General features: G+C 37.4%; 16 protein-coding genes. 4 read left to right on the forward strand and 12 right to left on the reverse strand.

The features are described 5' to 3' along the window. Positions 1-180: 180 nt before the first annotated feature. Positions 181-2,793, forward strand: coding sequence for a calcium-translocating P-type ATPase, PMCA-type (locus AC4G3K_RS14110; protein WP_491133720.1), 2,613 nt, complete (start codon positions 181-183; stop codon positions 2,791-2,793). Between the two features lie 296 nt (positions 2,794-3,089). Here AC4G3K_RS14110 and AC4G3K_RS14115 read toward each other — a convergent pair whose 3' ends face one another. The 3 genes from AC4G3K_RS14115 to AC4G3K_RS14125 form a co-directional block, all read right to left on the reverse strand. Beyond that, positions 3,090-3,587 (reverse strand): CcdC family protein, encoded by a 498-nt coding sequence (locus AC4G3K_RS14115; RefSeq protein WP_491133721.1) that lies wholly within the window; start codon positions 3,585-3,587, stop codon positions 3,090-3,092. Positions 3,588-3,635: 48 nt separating this feature from the next. Next, positions 3,636-3,995, reverse strand: a complete 360-nt coding sequence (locus AC4G3K_RS14120; RefSeq protein ID WP_491133722.1) for a response regulator — start codon at positions 3,993-3,995, stop codon at positions 3,636-3,638. Positions 3,996-4,079: 84 nt separating this feature from the next. Then, positions 4,080-4,787, reverse strand: coding sequence for a cytochrome c biogenesis CcdA family protein (locus AC4G3K_RS14125; RefSeq protein ID WP_491075019.1), 708 nt, complete (start codon positions 4,785-4,787; stop codon positions 4,080-4,082). A 231-nt stretch (positions 4,788-5,018) separates the two neighbouring features. On the opposite strand from AC4G3K_RS14125, the gene AC4G3K_RS14130 reads away from it, so the two are divergent. Continuing rightward, the gene (locus AC4G3K_RS14130; RefSeq protein WP_491075018.1) at positions 5,019-5,195 is read left to right on the forward strand and encodes a Spo0E family sporulation regulatory protein-aspartic acid phosphatase; all 177 of its coding nucleotides are present in this window, start codon (positions 5,019-5,021) and stop codon (positions 5,193-5,195) included. Positions 5,196-5,368: 173 nt separating this feature from the next. Here AC4G3K_RS14130 and AC4G3K_RS14135 read toward each other — a convergent pair whose 3' ends face one another. Continuing rightward, positions 5,369-7,162 (reverse strand): ABC transporter ATP-binding protein, encoded by a 1,794-nt coding sequence (locus AC4G3K_RS14135; protein ID WP_491133723.1) that lies wholly within the window; start codon positions 7,160-7,162, stop codon positions 5,369-5,371. Positions 7,163-7,165: 3 nt separating this feature from the next. Beyond that, complete coding sequence (locus tag AC4G3K_RS14140) at positions 7,166-8,911, reverse strand: ABC transporter transmembrane domain-containing protein (protein ID WP_491133724.1); 1,746 nt, start codon at positions 8,909-8,911, stop codon at positions 7,166-7,168. A gap of 114 nt (positions 8,912-9,025) precedes the next feature. Here AC4G3K_RS14140 and AC4G3K_RS14145 point away from each other — a divergent pair, with 114 nt between their 5' ends. Then, the gene (locus tag AC4G3K_RS14145; protein WP_491133725.1) at positions 9,026-9,559 is read left to right on the forward strand and encodes an SPFH domain-containing protein; all 534 of its coding nucleotides are present in this window, start codon (positions 9,026-9,028) and stop codon (positions 9,557-9,559) included. 424 nt (positions 9,560-9,983) lie between these two features. Here the strand turns inward: AC4G3K_RS14145 and AC4G3K_RS14150 are convergent, their stop codons facing one another. From AC4G3K_RS14150 to yneA, 7 genes are all read right to left on the reverse strand, one after another. Continuing rightward, entirely contained in the window at positions 9,984-10,199 is a 216-nt protein-coding gene (locus AC4G3K_RS14150) for a YneF family protein (protein ID WP_066103996.1), read from the reverse strand. A 171-nt stretch (positions 10,200-10,370) separates the two neighbouring features. Continuing rightward, entirely contained in the window at positions 10,371-10,610 is a 240-nt protein-coding gene (gene sirA, locus AC4G3K_RS14155) for a sporulation inhibitor of replication protein SirA (RefSeq protein ID WP_491133726.1), read from the reverse strand. Next, on the reverse strand, positions 10,501-10,809 hold the full coding sequence (gene sirA / locus AC4G3K_RS14160) for a sporulation inhibitor of replication protein SirA (protein ID WP_491133727.1): 309 nt from the start codon (positions 10,807-10,809) through the stop codon (positions 10,501-10,503). The genes sirA (AC4G3K_RS14155) and sirA (AC4G3K_RS14160) overlap by 110 nt, the downstream gene beginning before the upstream one ends. A gap of 934 nt (positions 10,810-11,743) precedes the next feature. Beyond that, the gene (gene tkt / locus AC4G3K_RS14165) at positions 11,744-13,750 is read right to left on the reverse strand and encodes a transketolase (protein WP_491133728.1); all 2,007 of its coding nucleotides are present in this window, start codon (positions 13,748-13,750) and stop codon (positions 11,744-11,746) included. A 134-nt stretch (positions 13,751-13,884) separates the two neighbouring features. Beyond that, positions 13,885-14,115 (reverse strand): DUF896 domain-containing protein, encoded by a 231-nt coding sequence (locus AC4G3K_RS14170; RefSeq protein ID WP_491075011.1) that lies wholly within the window; start codon positions 14,113-14,115, stop codon positions 13,885-13,887. Between the two features lie 79 nt (positions 14,116-14,194). Next, positions 14,195-14,842: a YneB family resolvase-like protein gene (locus tag AC4G3K_RS14175; RefSeq protein ID WP_491075010.1), complete on the reverse strand. Its 648-nt coding sequence runs from the start codon at positions 14,840-14,842 to the stop codon at positions 14,195-14,197. Between the two features lie 71 nt (positions 14,843-14,913). After that, on the reverse strand, positions 14,914-15,237 hold the full coding sequence (gene yneA, locus AC4G3K_RS14180) for a cell division suppressor protein YneA (RefSeq protein ID WP_491075009.1): 324 nt from the start codon (positions 15,235-15,237) through the stop codon (positions 14,914-14,916). Positions 15,238-15,391: 154 nt separating this feature from the next. On the opposite strand from yneA, the gene lexA reads away from it, so the two are divergent. Further along, the gene (gene lexA, locus AC4G3K_RS14185; RefSeq protein ID WP_491075008.1) at positions 15,392-16,018 is read left to right on the forward strand and encodes a transcriptional repressor LexA; all 627 of its coding nucleotides are present in this window, start codon (positions 15,392-15,394) and stop codon (positions 16,016-16,018) included. Positions 16,019-16,061: the final 43 nt, after the last annotated feature.

The following is a 16,061-nucleotide window of genomic DNA, read 5'->3' on the forward strand; positions in this document are numbered from 1 at the left end:
CTGGCAAAACGAATAACATATTCATTTAGTCATGTTTTAAGATTTGTCATTGTCATTCCCATTTCATCACCTCTTCCCATTATTAGGGATGAGCCTGAACAATTTTCTAACCAACGAATCCTCTGTTCTCTTTTGGATATGCTAAAGGCATATTTAGTGAAAAGGAATGGAGGTTTCTTTATGATTAATCCGCATGTAAAGAAAATGGAAGATCTTGAAAAAGAATACGGGTCAAATAGCAAGCTAGGGTTAACTGAAACGCAAGTAACGGAACAGCAAGCTAAATATGGACCTAACAAATTAAAAGGAAAAAAACAAAAATCGCTTGTGCAACGATTCTTTGAACAATTTAAAGATATCATGGTCCTAATCTTAATCTTCGCTGCGGCCGTTTCCTTTTTTGTCGCACTTAAAGGCCACGATACTAAAGAATACATTGAACCAATCGTCATTTTAAGCATTGTTATTCTTAATGCTGTACTCGGTGTGGTTCAGGAAAATAAAGCAGAAAAATCCCTGGAAGCATTGCAAAACCTTTCTTCCCCGCGGGCCAAGGTAATCCGCAATGGGAAATTAAATGAAGTTGAAGCGAGCGAAATTGTGCCTGGAGACCTGATTGAATTTGAAGCAGGCGATTTCATACCAGCAGATGGACGATTAGTTGAGGCATCTTCCTTGAAAATAGAAGAATCAGCATTAACCGGAGAATCAGTCCCTGTCGAGAAGAACGAGAAAGCAATTGTTACAGAGGATGCACCTCTAGGAGATCGAGTGAATATGGTCTTTTCAGGAAGCAGTGTTTCCTACGGCCGTGGAAAAGCATTGGTTACTGGCACCGGCATGGATACACAAATGGGTAAAATCGCAGAATTACTTGAGTCAGCCCACCAAGCTCAGACACCTCTGCAGCAAAAACTGGGGAAACTGGGGAAATATCTTGGCTTACTTGCGCTGGCAATCAGCATCGTCATCTTTGCCATCGGCTTCTATTCAGGGATGCCTATTCTTGAAATATTTATGACCGCTGTTTCACTGGCGGTTGCTGCAATTCCAGAAGGTTTGCCTGCTATTGTCACGGTTGTTTTAGCTCTCGGCGTGCAACGTATGGTCAAGAGAAATGCCATTATCCGAAGGCTTCCGGCTGTTGAAACTCTGGGCAGTGCATCAGTTATTTGTTCTGATAAAACAGGAACACTCACACAAAATAAAATGACCGTTATGAAAGCATGGGTCAAAGGTGAACCGGAAGATGTGACAAACCATGTCTCCGCCCAAATAAAATCCTTACTTCGCCTTGGTTCCTTAGCCTCCAACGGAACAGTTGAAATTGTAAACGGAGAAGAAAAACATATCGGCGATCCAACTGAGACTGCTATTCTCTCAGCCGCGCTGAAAAATGATATGACAAAGGAAAGCCTCCATGAAGCAGCACCACGCGTAGGTGAGATTCCCTTTGATTCTGAAAGAAAGCTCATGACTACTGTCCATATAATTGAAGGAAAACCTTATGCTCTTACTAAAGGTGCCTTTGATGTGCTGATGAACCGCTGTAAAACTGGTGATTTTGAAGCTGCTAAGAGAATTAACAACCAAATGACCTATGATGCCATGCGTGTCCTCGCAGTCGCTTACAAGGAACTAAGCAATGTTCCGCATCATCTTGACAGCAATGAGATTGAACGCGATTTGCACTTTGTTGGGCTGTTAGGGATGATTGACCCTCCACGCGCTGAGGCTAAAGATGCTGTCCGGATTTGTAAAAAGGCTGGTATCAGACCGGTTATGATCACTGGTGACCACATCGGAACAGCAAATGCCATTGCAAAGGACCTTGGCATATTAAATGAGGGACAAAAATCTCTTACGGGTGCAGAACTTGAAAAAATGACAGACCAAGCACTAAATGATTCTATCGACGAATACTCCGTCTATGCCCGTGTATCTCCTGAGGATAAAATCCGGATTGTACGAGCCTGGCAGCAAAAAGGCGCAATCGTCTCTATGACTGGCGACGGTGTCAATGATGCTCCCGCCTTAAAGGCTGCTGATATTGGCTGTGCGATGGGCATAACAGGAACGGATGTCGCAAAAGGTGCCTCTGATATGATCTTAACAGATGATAATTTTGCCACAATCGTTGATGCAGTAAAGGAAGGACGCGGCACTTACGATAATATCCGCAAAGCCATTCAGTTTCTGCTTGGTACCAATATGGGGGAAATTTTCATTGTTTTCATTGCCATGATTATTTGGCAACAGACCCCTCTGTTGGCCATCCATCTATTGTGGCTCAATTTGGTGACTGATGGCCTCCCTGCTCTCGCTCTGGGGATGGAGCCAGTTGAAGAGGATATTATGAAGAGAAGACCGAAGCCAAAAGCAGAAGGTATCTTTGCTGGCGGCCTCCTTTATCGGATCGTCCTCCAGGGATTGATGTTTGCCGTGCTTTCCTTAATCGGATTTTACCTGGCAGGAACAAACCTGCATTCGTTAGGAGCAGCTCAAACCATGGCTTTTCTTGTATTATCGCTCTCTCAGCTTTTTCATGTTCTTAATGTCCGTACAGCTAAATCCATTTTCCAATCCGATTTACGTGAAAACAAGTACATGATACTTGCATTACTTGCATCACTTCTGCTGATTGTTGCGATTGTCTTTATCCCACCGCTAGCCTATATATTTGAGGTTACCCGCCTACCTTCTGTATATTACTTTATCGCACTCGGACTTGGAGTGGTCCCAATCATCGTCATTGAAATTGAAAAGCGATTACGAAGAGCGAAGTCAGTATGAAAAGGTAATTCTGTTTTAACGACATCTTTAGTCTTTATACAGTCTAATAGCACCCTGAGAATGGGTGCTTTTATTCGGTTAATTCTTTTTATAAATCACATACAGTAATAAGGCCATTCAGCTCTTCTGTTTTTTACCTTTAGAAGTACAAAGCCCGATGTTTAGGTCGTTTTTATTATAGTTAGGCTCCTTCTTAAGGCAGACAAGTACCCCTTCCATTTATATAACTAGCTATGTCGGCCTATCCACCATAAAATAGCGGCAAAATAAAAAACCGACCTATAGTCGATTTTTAGTCAAATGGAAGTAACCGTATTCTTTTCTGCCTGTGAATCATGTAAAATCTTCTCAAACTTTTTATATTGGATATACATAGCGATTCTCCATGGGACAATCATCGCAAAAGCGACTAACCAAAACATCCCGCCTGTTTCACCGATATCAATTGTTGAGCTTAAGACTAACTTAAGTATTGTTCTTACTAATATAAGTCCAATCAATACAAAGGCAAAAGCTTTAGATCGTTTTATATATATTTGGTCTTCTTTAATTTCAAATTCGGACGTCTTAATTAAGAATATAGAAAAAAACATGCCCAGTATAATAGCCTCCATTATTTCCATTCCTGTTAAACGAAAATAGGGGAATATATACATCAAAGCACCTGTACTCATAAAAAAAGGCGGCAATATTATTTTCTTTACAGATACAGGCTTTTGGGATGCTTTCATCCTTACTGCAAAAACCAGAAATCCCATAAAAACGGCAAATATTGTCGTTAATCCAAGTATCATATCATCATTCCTCTTTGCATGCATAAATTTAGTAACTTCTACTTTAGGTTAATCCAATACACGATTGATTGCATCGATAACTCTATTTTCTTCAAAAGGTTTGATTATAAAATCTTTCGCACCTGCTTCAATTGATTCTCTGACAATCTTTTGCTGCCCCATGGCTGAACACATAATGATTTTTGCTTCCGGGTATTTATTCTTTATTACTCTAGTTGCTTCTAATCCACTCATTAATGGCATGGTTACATCCATCGTAACCAAATCAGGCTTAAATTTTTCATATAAATCAATTGCCTCTTTGCCTGACGCTGCTTCTCCAACAATGAGATGATTTCCCTTTTTAAGGATTGCTGTCAACGTTAAACGCATAAACCTTGCATCATCCACTATTAGAATATTAGCCATTTTCAGTTCCCCCTATTACATGATAAAAGTATATCAGTCTTTCGATTGTTTCGAAAATAATCCATAAACCTATTAAGAATGGACTTAAAATCCAATCCATCCGCCAAATAATGCAATAAAGTAGGAACTGATTTTGGTCATCCAATCAAAAAATAAAACGATTCCCATTAGGATCATTAAAGCTCCGCCTACCTTCATAACTTTATCAGAGTTCCGTTTAATCCAACTTAACTTGCCAATAAAGAAAGACATCATAAAAAACGGAATAGCAAACCCCAATATATAGGCCATCATATAAAGCATTCCAGAACCTGGATTAACCGCTGTCATCCCAATCACTACCATTAAAATAGGACCAGTACATGGAGTCCATCCAGCTGCAAAGGCAATTCCTATTAATATAGAGCCAATATAACCACCCGGACGATTTTTAAATTCAAAACGCCTCTCCTTCATCAATACCTTCGGCTGAAAAAAGCCAATGATAATTAAGCCAAAAAAGACGATTAGAATAGCGCCTAACTGCCGGATAACATCTCCATAATCCATAAAGAACGTTCCAATATATGACGAACTAAATCCCAGCGCTATAAAAATAATAGAAAATCCAAATAAAAAAAAGAATGTGTGTAATAAGCTCCTTTTATGCATCATTGCGTTATCATTTTTTAATTCTCCAACCGACATTCCAGTAATATAAGAAAGAAAAGCCGGATAAAGTGGAAGACAACACGGAGATATAAAGCTGAGAAACCCAGCTCCAAATGCAAGAAAGATATTAATGTCGCCCAATTGAATTTACCCCCACTATTTCTAATTCATTCCATTTTATATTGTATCAAAATACTTCCTATAAAGTAATCATATGCTCGTTTGATAAAGAGTATAGTTCTTTTTTTATTCTATTTTACAATTTTTGTAGATATTATGTATAATTGTTTTATTCTATTTCTTTAATGTAAAAATATGTTATAATCTTGTAAAATTAAACAAAATTCAAGATGTGAGGAAGGATCTGCAACCATGGATAATCAGGAGTTGTTAGCTAAAATAGAAAGTAAACGTGTGGAACTTGTTGCTATCGTCTCTAAGAAAGGATTATCATCACAAGTAACAATCCAATATAGCCAAGAACTAGATAATCTGTTAAACAACTATCATCCCGTAAAACAATTTAAAAATCAAAAAATATCATGTTGAGTATAATGGTTTAAATAATAACAACTGGGAAATATAATGGTCGAAGCTAAGTTACCTCTTATACAGTACCATACTTTCCCACTAAGCGGCAGGAAAAACAGATATCATATATCGGGAAATACAATAAATCCCATCCGGATATCTGGATGGGATTTATTTCATTAGTATGTTTTTTAGACAATTTCTTTGGTGATATCTGAGCTAATGCCATTTTGAAGTAGATACATTTTATAATACAGTCCTTTTTGAGCTAAAAGCTCCTGATGTGTTCCTTGTTCGACCATTTGACCCTGGTGTAATACAAGAATAAGATTAGCATCCTGTATCGTGGAGAGGCGGTGGGCAATCGCGATTGTTGTTCTACCCTTCCGCATTTCTGCCAAGCTTTTCTGAATGGATTCTTCGGTTTCTGTATCAATATTGGCGGTTGCTTCATCAAGAATAAGGATTTTTGGATTTGTCACAATCGTACGTGCGAAGCCAATCAACTGTCGTTGCCCGCTTGAAAATGTTGCTCCACGTTCGACCACCAAATGATCATATTTATCCGCCAGCTTATTAATGAAGAATTCAGCTTGGACAAGTTTAGACGCCTCTTCTATTTCAATGTCTGTTATAGATTGATCATGTAATCTGATATTCTCTTTTACAGACCCATAGAATAAAAAAGCATCCTGCAAGACAAGACCCATCCTTGCTCGTAATTCTTCATTTGAATACTTTTTTATTGATCTTCCGTCAATCAGAATATCTCCTCTATTAAATTCATAAAAACGCATCATCAAATTAATAATAGTACTTTTGCCGCTGCCTGTATGTCCTACAAGTGCTATTGTTTCCCCCTCATTGACTTTAAAAGAGATATTTTTCAGCACATCTCTCTTATTATCATACGAAAAGCTGACATTTTTAAATTCAACCATCCCTTTCTCAATTTTATACTCATGAATGCTTTCTGGGATCGGTTCCAATTCTTCCTCATCCAAAATGGAAAATACTCTTGATCCAGCCACAATCGCCTGTTGATATAAGGATAAACGCTGCATCACTTGATTAATTGGTTCAAAAAAACGATCAATATAGTTTACAAATGCATATAAAACACCAATCTCGACAATTGAATTCATTGAGTGAATTCCAAAATAACTGAGTACAAGGACAATGGCAAATACATAGACAAGATCAATAGCTGGTCTCAGCAAAAGTCCATCAATTCTAATATTCTGCATACCTGCTTCATAATGCTTTTTATTAATCTCTTCAAATTCATCCCTCAACCGTTTTTGTTGGCGAAAAATCTGAATAATGGACATTCCTTGCAGTGATTCATTTAACTTAGCATTCAACTGACTTAACCTTTCTCTGAGATCCTGATAAAAAACACTGCTGAATTTACGATAAGATCTCATTAGCAAATATAAGATTGGCAGAATAAATAAACAAAATAAAGCCAGCTTAACGTTCAAAACAAACATAGCTATGATGGTCCCTATAATGAAAAATCCACTTGATATAAACGAGGCGATAACAGTCACAAACATATCCTTGATTGCTTCCGTATCATTGGTAACCCGAGATACTATTGCTCCTGCCGGTGTTTTGTCAAAGTACCTTATTCCAAGACTTTGTACTTTACTGAAAACGTCAACCCTTAGCTGCTGAATAATTTTTAAAGCGACGAGCTGGAACGCCAACTCTTGAAAATACGTGATAAACATTTTGGCAATCAAAAGAATCAGGTAAGCGATTGCTAATATGGCAAGTGGCTCAAGTGCCATATTCATTGGAGATAAATAATCATCAATGAATATCTTCACTAATATGGGACCTGTAATATCAGCTGCTGTTGCAAAAAAGAGCAAGATGAATGCACCTATTAATCTCTTTTTATGTGGCTTGGCATAAGATAAGAGACGGAAGAGAATAGCGCGCTGTTCCTTTCCCTTTAGCGATTTAATTTCATCCATCAATTATCCCCCTTGTTCCACTAAATCTTCCAATTGCTGCTGCTGATACATTTTTTTATACCAGCCATCCATATCCATTAACTTCTTATGTCTTCCCCTTTGAACTATTCTGCCGTCCTGAAGGACTATAATAAGATCGGCATGCTGAATGGCACTTAGTCGATGAGATGTAATAATCGTTGTCTTGTTTTCTCGGTTTCCTTTTAAATTATGTAGAATCGTTTCCTCCGTTTTGGCATCTACTGCGGATAATGAATCATCCAGGATTAAAATTTCAGGGTCCATCATCATTGCCCTTGCTATACTGATTCTTTGCTTTTGTCCGCCTGATAGCGAAACTCCCCGTTCACCCACAACCGTTTGATATCCATCCGTAAAATGAACGATGTCGGAATGAATATGAGAAAGGATTGCAGCCCCTTTTATTTCCTCTTGGGTTGCACCAGGTTTTGCAAAAGCGATATTCTCACCAACTGTAGCTGAAAATAAGAAATGTTCCTGTGGTACATACCCTATTGCTTCCCGCAAGGATTTTAACGTATACTGTCCGATTGATCTCCCTCCAATGCTTATCAACCCGGTTGTTATATCAAATTCCCTTATTAATAATTTTAATAGAGTCGTTTTTCCTGCACCTGTTTTCCCTACTACTCCGAGAGTCTCCCCCTTTTTTATCGTAAAATAAATGTCCTCGAGAACCGTGTGCTTTTCGCCAGGATATGTAAATGACGAAATTTCAAATTCTATATCACCGCTCGCAGGTTTATCAGATGCACCTGTTTCCTCTTTAATATCGGTTTTTTCACGTAAAAGCTCCGTGATTCGATCATAAGATGCACTCCCACGTTGAACAATATTAAACAAGAATCCAAACGCCAGCATCGGCCAAATTAATAACCCCAAATAGGTTGAAAATGATACTAATTCACCAATTGTCAAACTGCCCTCTATCACATATTTGGCCCCAACAGCGATGGATATAAAGTAAGAAAGACCCGCCATTAAACTAATTGTAGGATCAAACAAAGCATCGACACGTGCTACTGCTATGTTTTTTTCCACAACATCTTTTGAAGAAGCTCGGAAGGATTCAACATTCTCTCTTTGCTGGTCAAAAGTCTTGATCACTTTGATTCCATTTATACTTTCCTGCGTCTTGTCATTCAACTCAGAAAATGCAGCTTGAGCAGACCTGAATCTTTTATGTAAGAGCTTCCCGTAATAACTGGTTGAAATCGCAATGAACGGCATAGGAAGCAACGCAAACACAGTTAAACGCCAATCAATGAAAGCCATTGCCAGAACGACAAATCCCCCTGTAGTAAGCGAATCTACCAATGATAACACTCCGCTGCCTGCCGTTTGTTGAACCGCATTTAAGTCATTGGTTGCATGTGCCATCAGATCCCCTATGCGCTTACGTTGATAAAATGAAGATGGCATATTGGTAAAATGATCGAATAAACGGAAACGAAGTTCTCTTGATAATTTGACAGCTGAACCGAAAATTTTGATTCGCCAAAAATACCTTAAGATGTACATTCCCACCCCTGCAGCAATCAGGATGGAAATCCATTTGGAAAGATCCTTGCCTGTCAGAGAATCATTATTGATCTGATCGACGACGATTCCGATAATTCTTGGTGGAATGAGCTGTAAAATGGCCACGAATAGCAACATAACAACTCCAATAATGTATGATTTTCTCTCTTGTATAAAAAACCATTTCAGTTTAACGAAAATCCGCACAAATGCCCTCCTTTACTCTCTTTATAAGATTTCCTTATTTTAGCAAATAGACAATACAAAGAAAAGATTATTCTGAATTTTCATATTAAAGAGAAGGAAAAGAGCGCAGTAAAAATGAAGGCCTATTTAGGCAGGTTAATCAAAACCGGTATCAGTGTTTTTATGCTGATGAAAAGATCAACCGTAATACCGATCGTGTTAATTGTAGCTGTTGCCCTATTATTATCCGGAATAACCATTGTCCAACCAAACGAAGCATCCACCATATTGCAAGCCTATGATCATTTTGAGAAAGAGACCGATATGTCTTTACGGAAAAATAGTGATGAAACCGCTGTTTTCTTAGCTGAAGATTTACAAAAGCGTTTGGATGTAGCTGGTGTGGATATACTTGAAGCGCGTATTATGCATCTTGAAATTGCCTCTGTCATGTTACAAAGGCAACAGGCTCAAGCGGTGTTATCTGCCCGTAAAGTAATTGTAGAGGGGGCAATAGGAATGGTTAAAAGTACAATTAACCAATTAGCGGACGAAAATATTGTTGAACTGGATGAAGACAAGAAAGCACAAATGGTCAATAACTTATGGTTTCGATTGTTACGGAAAAAGGCTCACAACCAATATATTAATTCAGGAAGCATTCACTAGGCTTATAAGATGACAAAAAGAAAAGCATATCAACTTTATATTTACAAAATATTGGGATATCAGTTTCTAAATATTTTTATAATAAAAAGCCCTGTCATCAATTTGACAGAACTTAAACAAATTATTTAGATGGCATCAACGAAACTGGGGGTTTATACGTTTACTGATTATAAGTCGCTGATATATCAATTTAAATGTAAGTGTTCCACTTCCTGTTACGAATCGTTTTGGTCAGTATGTATGGGATTTTTGCTAGATTTTATATCCTGCAGTTATACTATTCAGTGGCATAATAAAAACCACTCCTCTGTATGTTTTAGCGTACCTTTCTACAGAAGGAGTGGTTTTAAATTTTGCCAAGAAATCTTAAAATAATTAACCCTGTATAATCAGATGAGTGCTAAATCCCTTGACGTGTAAGGTTTTATTTCCCTTGCTGTTTGTTCATCGCATTCATCATTTGATTTACTTTCTTTTGGGATGGCTTCATGCCCATTTGTGTCATCATCATTTTAATCATTTGTTCATTGATTGGTGGATTTTTCTTCAGATAATCCATCATGTATTTACGGGCGATAAAGAATCCTAAAGCCACACCAGCAATCAAAGCAATTACTGCCGTAAGAATATAATATCCCATAACCTAAACTACCTCCTCCGTGCTGTCTAAAAGACATTGTACTAAACCAAAGTAATAATACCATAACTATTGTGATATTTCTATCAGATTTTGATACAAACCGACACAATAGATTAATTTTCATAACATTAAATAAGATTTTTTAGGTTAAATATCAGCATTTTTCCTGCTTTATACATATAATCTTTGTTTAATCGGTCTCAACCATGCGCACCGATCCTTAGTTGTATCTAGCGCTAAAAAATAGGGGTTCCACTGTCTCAACCATTCAAAAAAGATAGTCTCACATTCATACGTGCCTTCAGCATGCAGGAGAATGGTTTCGATAACCCAAGCTCGCTTCACTGTGACCGACATTTTTCTTCCTGATATAATATACCCCATTCTCCATATAACAATCTTTATGATCATGGAGTTGTTTTTCCATAAAGGAGGTAAAGAGTGGAGCCTGAATCTTTTTCGTAACAAAGTTGATTTGCTTGCGCAGGATTTTTTTCTCATCACCTTCAGATTTTTCATAGTCCTGGAATAAATTAAAAAACATATATTCTCGTCCATAATAATGACGGGCAAATTCATTCTCTATTAAATAAATGATATAAGTTCGCATACTCATACCTCCAATTCTCTTTACCTATAGTATAAAAAATTATTTTTGCATATTATGTAAAATGAACGTGCAGAGTTTTTTCTTTTTTTGTCGACAAGAGCGAATATTTTGATTATTCAAATTAAATTCTGTATACCCATTAAACACACCATTCACTCCTGCTCACCATCGTTTATCAATGAATGTCTCCAATTCACGGAAGTTTGTATGACGTCTTGGTAATATCAAATAATCTTATAGAGAACCTTCAATAAAACTAGTATTATAAGAACGATTGGATACGTTGAAACATGCGTCTTTCATTATTTATCCTTCAAAAAACGATATGGAGATTAGAAACAACCCTTCTTCTTCGTGTTTTTTAGACATCTTTTTATACCTGGATTTTGATTAATACCAGATTATCTGATGCAGTTCAGTATTCATGTTGAATAAGGATGAGATTTTTTCATCTCTCATTTGTCTCATCCCTGAAAGGTTATAGAACTGCCGTGAATGGACAGTATTTCTCATTTTCACACATTGCTCTTCCAATCCTATTAGCTCTCTATCTTATATGTAAATTAAATAATCCCGATAATTCCCGCACTGTATATCTATCGGCTTCTTCAAACATATATAGAGATGCATGAAAGCCAAGTCAATTATAAGACTGCTGAACATATCAAAAGACTGAGAAGTACCGTACAAGCCTTTTGATGCATTCATTTTAGTAGATAACATATTTAATATTACCGATCCATTATTAAGCGTGGCAACCATTAATAGAGCAAATATCTGTCTTACAATTGAAGCAAAGAAATGTACTACCATTTACACGTACACGATAACACATTATTTCACCCTAGAATGATTAGGTACATATCTACTAGTACTAGTAAATACGGTTATAAAAAAAATCACCAGAGAATACTCTGGTGATTTTACTAAATTATTATTTTTGAATTAAAGCTTTTACCATTGATACCACGTTAGATGGAGTGAATCCGAATTTTTCCATTAACAATTCACCAGGGCCGGAAGCACCAAAGCGATCAATTGCCAATATCTCTCCTTCATCACCTGTATAGCGATCCCATCCAAATGATGTACCCATTTCGATTGCTACACGTTTCTTAACAGAAGATGGTAAAACAGATTCTTTATACTCAGCAGACTGAGCTTCGAAACGATCAAATGATGGCATGCTGACAACAGATACATTAATACCTTCGTTTGCTAAGATAGCCTGAGCTTGAACAGCTAAACCAACTTCTGAACCAGATGCTAATAATAATGCATCGGCATCTTCTTTACCGGAAGGAGAAACAACATATCCGCCTTTAGCAACGCCTTCTTCAGCTAATTCAGCTGATAATGGTAATGTTGGTAAGTTTTGACGTGATAAAACCAATGCAGTTGGCATATTTTTGCTTGTTAATGCTGTTTTCCATGCTGCTGCTACTTCATTGCTATCAGCTGGACGGATAAGTGATACATTAGGCATTGCACGCAATGCTGCCATGTGCTCGACAGGTTCATGAGTAGGACCGTCTTCTCCAACAGCGATACTATCATGTGTAAATACGTACGTTACAGGTAGATTCATCAATGCTGCCAAACGAATAGCCGGACGCAGGTAATCAGAGAATACAAAGAACGTTCCTCCATATACATGCAAACCACCATGAAGCGCCATTCCGTTTAAAGCCGCACCCATTCCAAATTCACGTACGCCGAACCAAATGTTACGACCTTCATACGTACCAGGCAAGAAATCTTTTTCGCCTTTCAGCATTGTTTTATTCGAACCAGCCAAGTCAGCAGATCCACCAAATAATGATGGAAGGTTTTTGGCGATTGAATTTAACACTTCTCCACCGGAATTACGCGTAGCAACAGCTGTTCCTGCTTCATATACAGGAATATCTTTATCCCAGCCTTCCGGTAATTCCCCTTTAATCGCTGTCTCTAGTTGAGCAGCAAGTTCCGGATATTCATTTTTATAGCTTTCAAATAATTGATTCCATTCTTCTTCTTTTTTAGCACCAGCATTTACAACAGTTTCTTCAAATGTGTCATAAACTTCTTGTGGTACATAAAAATCTTCTTCGAATGTCCATTTGTAGTATTCTTTAGCTAATTTCATTTCATCTTCGCCTAGCGGAGCACCATGTACAGCGGATTTACCCGATTTGTTTGGCGCACCGTAACCAATAACTGTTTTTACTTCAATCATAGTCGGGCGGTCAAGATCTGTTTTAGCCTCTTTAAGCGCTTGTGCAATTTCATTCAAATCATTACCGTCTTCTACACGAATGTACTGCCATCCGTATGCTTTAAAACGGTCAGCAACGCTTTCAGAGAAGCTCATGTTTAATTCACCATCAAGAGAGATATCATTGGAATCATAAAGGACAACCAAACGACCCAATTTTAGATGAGCAGCAAGAGAAGCAGCTTCTGCTGATACACCTTCCATTAAATCTCCATCTCCACAAATGCTGTATGTAAAGTGATCTACAACATCAAAGTTATCTTTATTGTAAACTGCCGCTAAATGACGTTCTGCCATCGCCATACCGACCGCCATTGCAATCCCTTGACCAAGTGGTCCAGTTGTAGCTTCAACGCCTTTTGTATGACCATATTCAGGATGCCCAGGAGTTTTGCTGCCCCATTGTCTGAAATTTTTAATTTCTTCCATTTCAAGGCCGTAACCTGATAAATGTAATAAACTGTATAAAAGCATAGAACCATGTCCTGCAGATAAAACAAATCGGTCACGGTTAAACCACTCTGGATTTTTCGGATTATGATTCATAAATCTAGTCCAAAGTGTATATGCCATAGGAGCAGCTCCCATCGGCATACCCGGGTGACCTGAATTAGCTTTTTCAATTGCATCGATTGAAAGTGTACGAATAGCTGTAATAGATAAATTATCTTTTTCTGTGAACATTGCCTACATCCTTTCAGATTAACCTTCTAATATATATTAATGAAGTATAAACAGATTGACAATAGCTAATTGGTAAATGCTACAAAATCGTCACTCCTAAAAACAAAAAGAGCCCAATCTATTATTATATACCCTTAATGTAACTTTTTATTACGTAATTTTTTTATTTTTTCAGGTGTAACGTCATTACCTTTTGGATCAATAATGGTTAAACCTTCGACTGTATTTCTCATGGAAGTACGAAAAGTTTCCAAATACTCTTTCCTAAGAAGAGATTGTTCAGTGGCTTCTTCTTTTGTAAGACCTACTGACTTTGATTTTTTGGACAATTCATTAATTCTTTTAATTTTATGCATTGGCAGCATAGTATTGCTCCTTCTATATGAAATATAAGTAGATATTGTCATCGTATAGAAAAACAGAATTATTTTCAAGAAGTAACTATTAATTCGTATTCTTTTTCATATATTCTGAATATCTTCGGTGAATCGTTGCTTTTGAAAGTTCATACCCTTTTCTATTTAGATTCTCCGTTATTTCAGCAAAAGTCAATCCTTTAATACGCAGTTCAATGACTTCCTGTAACGGTACTTCAGATCTTTCTCTGCCACCCCCTATATGTTGATTGGAGAGGTTTTTTTGTGGTTTGTATCCTTTTTCAATTGCTCGTTTCATTCCTCTTCTGATTTTACTGTTTTGCAATTTACGCTGATACTCTTCTACAATACTGATGATTTGCAAAAGCATGGCATCGGTTTCTGAGATTTCAAGTTCTCCATTATGAGTGACCGTATATAATTTGATCCCTTCTTTAAAGATGCAATGCAATAGGGCTATCTTAGCATTTCCTCTGCCCAGTCTCGTTTCATCCTGAATCAACAGACCCTCAATTTCTTTATTTTTCATTTTTTCCAGCAAGATTAGAATACCTTCCCGCTCTAAATCATATCCACTGGCTTGTTCCTTCTGGGTAATAACAATCTCAAATCCCTTAACAGCAGCGAGTCTTGTTAACTCCTGTTCCTGCCTTTCCAAGGATGTTTCCTGTGAACTTTTATCTGTACTTACTCTGCAATAGATTCCAACCTTCATCTTCTCTCACCATTCTTTTTTTACATATAGATAAGGCCGGGATCCTATATCCCGACCTACTGATTATATAGTTATTTATCAGAATCTGCTAAATGCAGCATTTCTGTATTGTCAGTATTTTTCTTAACAGGAATCACAATCGTTTGCCCTTCTTTTAATTGATTAATCTGCAAATCATTATGTTCCTGAACCCAGGAAACAAATTCAGTCTGCGTCATCTCACTGCCATCAAATCTGTCAGCCATATCCCAAACTGTATCTCCTTTTTTAACAGTAATCTGTTGAAAATCGTCCTTTGGTGTTTCAATATTTGTCACCAGTAAACTAGATATTAATAAGAAAACTCCGATAATAAATATAATTGTATAAGAATAAGAAGTCCATAATTTTTTCATGAATAAACCCCTCCATAGAATATATGTTCGCTTGTCATAATGTAAGTATAAACCGAACACATGTTTTGTGTCAACACAAAAAACGAACTTATGTTTGTACTGTTAAACAAGAAATGATATACTAAAAACAACAAAGCATAAAGAGGTGCGGGAGATGACTACTAAATTATCCAAACGACAGCAGGATATTTTGCTATATATAAAAGAAGAAGTTAAAAAGAAGGGCTATCCACCTTCCGTTCGAGAGATTGGCGAAGCAGTTGGACTGGCTTCCAGTTCCACGGTTCATGGTCATTTAGCACGCTTGGAAAGCAAAGGTCTCATCAGACGAGATCCTACTAAGCCGCGTGCTATTGAAATACTGGATATGGATCCGCATGACCATATTCCAAAAACAAATTCCGTTAATGTACCATTAATCGGGAAAGTAACTGCCGGGCAGCCTATTACAGCTATTGAAAATATTGAGGAATACTTCCCTCTTCCTGAACATATGGCTCCTGCAGATGAAAATGTATTTATGCTTGAAATTATGGGAGACAGTATGATTGAAGCTGGTATCCTTGACGGGGACTATGTAATTGTTCGCCAGCAGCATACTGCAAACAACGGCGAAATTGTTGTTGCTATGACGGAAGATGATGAAGCAACAGTGAAACGTTTCTTTAAAGAAGATAGCCATTTCCGTCTTCAACCGGAAAACTCTATGCTCGAACCTATCATTCTACAAAATGTCAGTATTTTAGGTAAAGTTATCGGGTTGTACAGAAACATTCAGTAAGAACCATAGAACCGGCAAATGCCGGTTCTACTTTTAATCTATT

Source organism: Bacillus sp. z26 (genome assembly GCF_058313635.1).

Bases quoted from the DNA above. Each gene is read 5' to 3' on its own strand.
- AC4G3K_RS14110 (WP_491133720.1), top strand. From the start codon at position 181: ATGATTAATCCGCATGTAAAGAAAATGGAAGATCTTGAAAAAGAATAC.
- yneA (WP_491075009.1), bottom strand. From the start codon at position 15,237: ATGAAAAAATTATGGACTTCTTATTCTTATACAATTATATTTATTATC.
- AC4G3K_RS14170 (WP_491075011.1), bottom strand. From the start codon at position 14,115: ATGCTGCCAATGCATAAAATTAAAAGAATTAATGAATTGTCCAAAAAA.
- lexA (WP_491075008.1), top strand. From the start codon at position 15,392: ATGACTACTAAATTATCCAAACGACAGCAGGATATTTTGCTATATATA.
- sirA (WP_491133726.1), bottom strand. From the start codon at position 10,610: ATGATCATAAAGATTGTTATATGGAGAATGGGGTATATTATATCAGGA.
- sirA (WP_491133727.1), bottom strand. From the start codon at position 10,809: ATGCGAACTTATATCATTTATTTAATAGAGAATGAATTTGCCCGTCAT.
- AC4G3K_RS14150 (WP_066103996.1), bottom strand. From the start codon at position 10,199: ATGGGATATTATATTCTTACGGCAGTAATTGCTTTGATTGCTGGTGTG.
- AC4G3K_RS14130 (WP_491075018.1), top strand. From the start codon at position 5,019: ATGGATAATCAGGAGTTGTTAGCTAAAATAGAAAGTAAACGTGTGGAA.
- AC4G3K_RS14135 (WP_491133723.1), bottom strand. From the start codon at position 7,162: ATGGATGAAATTAAATCGCTAAAGGGAAAGGAACAGCGCGCTATTCTC.
- AC4G3K_RS14175 (WP_491075010.1), bottom strand. From the start codon at position 14,842: ATGAAGGTTGGAATCTATTGCAGAGTAAGTACAGATAAAAGTTCACAG.
- tkt (WP_491133728.1), bottom strand. From the start codon at position 13,750: ATGTTCACAGAAAAAGATAATTTATCTATTACAGCTATTCGTACACTT.
- AC4G3K_RS14145 (WP_491133725.1), top strand. From the start codon at position 9,026: ATGAAGGCCTATTTAGGCAGGTTAATCAAAACCGGTATCAGTGTTTTT.
- AC4G3K_RS14120 (WP_491133722.1), bottom strand. From the start codon at position 3,995: ATGGCTAATATTCTAATAGTGGATGATGCAAGGTTTATGCGTTTAACG.
- AC4G3K_RS14115 (WP_491133721.1), bottom strand. From the start codon at position 3,587: ATGATACTTGGATTAACGACAATATTTGCCGTTTTTATGGGATTTCTG.